Source organism: Kitasatospora sp. NPDC059722, from assembly GCF_042733235.1.
Classification (GTDB): domain Bacteria; phylum Actinomycetota; class Actinomycetes; order Streptomycetales; family Streptomycetaceae; genus Kitasatospora.
Genome location: NZ_JBHWGD010000240.1, coordinates 1 through 3,452 on the forward strand (window position 1 = coordinate 1; position 3,452 = coordinate 3,452).

At 76.3% G+C, this 3,452-nt stretch carries 2 protein-coding genes; both read right to left on the minus strand.

Features of this window, described 5'->3' with window-relative positions; translation table 11 throughout:
* Window positions 1-726 (minus strand): condensation domain-containing protein (locus ACFV4F_RS42885; protein ID WP_380511378.1); only part of this gene is annotated, 726 nt, incomplete at its 3' end.
* 5 nt (window positions 727-731) lie between these two features.
* Window positions 732-3,275: a condensation domain-containing protein gene (locus tag ACFV4F_RS42890; RefSeq protein WP_380511381.1), complete on the minus strand. Its 2,544-nt coding sequence runs from the start codon at window positions 3,273-3,275 to the stop codon at window positions 732-734.
* Between the last annotated feature and the right edge of the window lie 177 nt (window positions 3,276-3,452).

Consider the following 3,452-nt stretch of genomic DNA (forward strand, 5'->3'; position numbering starts at 1 on the left):
GAGCGTCACGGCGGGGCTCACCCGGCGGGTCCGGCCGAACTCGCGGATCGTGGCGCAGAGTTCGTCGGGCAGGGTGAACCGGGACGTCATGCCGCGGTTGGTGCGGCCGGCCGGCCGGCGGCCGGAGCCGAGCGGCTCGGTCGCCGCGGGGGCGTCGCGCAGCGTCCGCTCCCAGAAGGCGAGGTTCTCCTCGGCGGTGGCGGCGTCCAGCGGCGGGAGCTCGGGCTCAGCCGGTGCGTCCGCCGGGACATCCACGGAGACGGGGTCCCCGTCGGCCCGGTAGTGGGCGGCGAGCTCCTCCAGCAGGACGTCCACCGACCAGCCGTCGCTCACGAGGTGGTGGGACACCAGCAGCAGGAAGCACTCGTCCTCGGCGTAGCGGATGACGGACACCCGCAGCAGGGGGTCGGTGGCGACGGTGAAGGGCCGCGCGATCTCCTCGTCCATGGCTTGCCGGGCCGCCGCCTCGTCGGGCAGCCGCAGCACCCGGACCGGGACGTCGGCGTGGTCGAGGACGGTCCGGCGGGGGAGCCCGGCGACGGACACGAACCGCGTCCGCAGCGCGCGGTGGCGCCGGACGAGCGCCTCGACCGCGTGCCGCAGGCCGTCCGGGCACAGCTCGCCCCGCAGGCGCAGCGCGGCCGGCACGTTGTAGACCGGCTGCCCCGGGTTGACCTGCTCGGCGAGCCAGATGCCGTGCTGCGTGGGGGACAGAAGGCGGGTCATGGTGGTCACATCCCTTCCTGGTCGGCGGTCTGCCGCTGCCGGTGGGTGTCCGCCCGCGCGAGCCGGATGACCCGGACGGTCCGCTGCAGGCCGGGGAGGTCGGGCTCGTGGGCCTCGACGTAGGCCGCGAGCGAGGCGACCGTCCCGTCGACGAGCAGGACGCGCAGCGGCACCGTGACGGACAGTTCTCGGCGCAGCCGGGCCACGATCCTCGTGGCGGTCAGCGAGTAGCCGCCGAGCGCGAAGAAGTCCTCGTCGGCGCCGACGGTGGCGACGCCGAGCTCGTCGGCCCAGATGCCGGCCAGGACGGTTTCGAGGGCGTCGCGCTGGCGGGAGGCCGGAGTGGCGCCGCCGTCCTGTTCCTGGTCGGCTGCGACCGCCACCGCCTGGGCGGCCGGGCTCGGATCGGCCGGTTCCCCGGCGGGCAGCCACTGGTCGGCCCGCAGCTCCGGGTCCCGCACCACGGCCGCGAGGAGCGACAGGTAGTGCTCGATGAACCGGGCGATGCGCGCCGCGTCGTAGCGGTCGGCCCGGTACTCGACGTTGCCGATGGTCCCCGACGCGGTGGCCTCCAGCGTCACCATCAGGCCGAACTTCGCCGAGCCGACCCGGACGGGCACCTCCTCGGCCTCGGCGCCCGGGAGCGTCAGCCGCACCGGGTCGACGTTGAGCAGCTCGAAGATGACGGAGGTCGGCGGCGTGCCCGGGGCGCCGTGGGCCCGCCGCTCCCGCAGGGCCGCCTCCAGCGGGTAGTCCTGGTGCGCGTAGGCGTCGATGACGGTGGTCCGGGCGCGGTCCAGGAGCTCGCGGAACGGGACGCCGGGGGCGAGCCGGGTGCGCAGCTGCACGAGGTTGACGAACGAGCCGACCACCGTCTCCAGCTGGGGGTGGCCGCGGCCGGCGACGGAGGTGCCGACGGTCAGGTCGTCCTGGCCGGAGTAGCGGTGGAGGAGCCCGAGGAACGCGGCGTAGAGCACCATGAACGGGGTCGCGCCGCTGCGCCGGCCGAGGGCCTCGACCTCGCCGAGGAGCCCGGCGGGTATCTCGAAGCGGTGGCAGCCGGCCCGCAGGCCGGGGCCGGCGTCGGCGCGGTGCAGGGCCGTCAGGTCCACCTCGGGGGCGGTGACGACGTCCTCGCGCCAGTGCTCCCGCAGCGCGGGCAGCCGCTCGGCCAGCACGTCCCGGTGCCAGGACGCGTAGTCCAGGTAGCCGGTGCGCGGTCCGTCCTGCGGCACGCCCACGCGGCCGGCGTACAGGGTGCCGAGCTCGTCGACGAGGTGGGCGAGGGACCACTGGTCGCAGACGATGTGGTGGACGACGAGGACGAGGGCCCAGTCGTCGTCCGCGAGGCGGACGAGCAGTGCGCGCAGCGCGTTCTCGGCCAGGTCGAAGGGCGCGTCGACGGTGCGCCGGACGAGCGCGGCGAGGGCCGCGTCGTCGTGTCCGGGCAGGTCTACGGTCTCGAAGGGGACCGCCGGGACGGGGGAGACGCCCTGGACCGGGCCGGCGTCCGACTCCGTGATCCGCAGCCGCAGCGCCTCGTGACGCCGCACCAGCCCGTCCAGGGCCCGCCGCAGCGCCGCCGGGTCGACCGTGCCGCGCAGCCGCCAGTACAGCGGGAAGTTGTACTGCGCCGCGCCCGGGTCGAGCTGTTCGGCGAGCCAGATGCCGGTCTGCGCGGAGCTGAGCGGGTGGGCGCCGCCGGCCGGTGCCGCCGGGATCGGCGCCACCGTGGTCGGCGCGGCCCGGCCGATCAGGGCGGCGAGGCCGGACAGCGTCGGGTGGTGGAAGAGGTCCTCGACGGTGACCTCGGCGCCGAAGACGGTGCCCGCCCGCATGGCGACCCGGGCGGCGAGCAGCGAGTGCCCGCCGAGGGCGAAGAAGTCGGAGCCGGCCTCGATCTCGGCGGGGGAGACGTCCAGCACCTCGGCCCAGATGCCCGCCAGGAGGGCTTCGGTGGAGCTCAGCGCGGGAGCGTCCGGGGCCGTGGCGTTGGCCGTTTCCGGGCCGGGGCTCTCCTCGACGTCGAGCACGGGCAGGTCCGGCGAGTCCAGGAGTGCGGCCAGCACCTGGCGGACGTCCGCGCAGAAGGCCGTCACACCGGCGGGGTCGTAGAGGTCGCGGTCGAACTCGCAGCCGGTCTCCTTGCGGTCCGGGTCGATGCTGAGGACGAGGTCCCGGTCGGCGAGCCGGGGTCCGAGGCCGCGCCACTGCTCGGCCGGGCGCCCGAACAGCACGGCGACGCCGGAGCGTTCGGCGGACTCCGGACCCGACTCCGCTTCGAGTCCGGCGTCCAGCCCGGCTTCGAGCTCGGCCTCCAGCCGGCCGAGGGCCACCGCCGCTGCGGTTCGCCCGCCCAGCTCGACCCCGACGTCGACGAGCCGGACCGGTCCGAGGTCCGTCCCGACCGCGAGCACCGTGCGCCCGCGCCGGTGGCGGGCGGCCAGCGCGGCGGCGACCGCGGCGACGGCCGCCGTCCGCGGCTCGATCCCGTAGCGGGCCGAGACCTCCGTGAGGCACTCCGCGAAGGCGGCGCCGTCGACGCCCACCCTCGCGCGGCGGTACTGCGGCACCGGCGGGCGCGGCCGGTCGGGCGGCCGGGTCGCGGGGGGGGCGGGGTGTGGGGGCGCCCGGGTTGGGGGCGGGGTCTGTGGGGGGGGTGGGGGGCGAGGGGGGTGTTTTTGGGGGAATTTGGTGGCGCCGGGGCGGTTGGCCTTGCGCGAGGA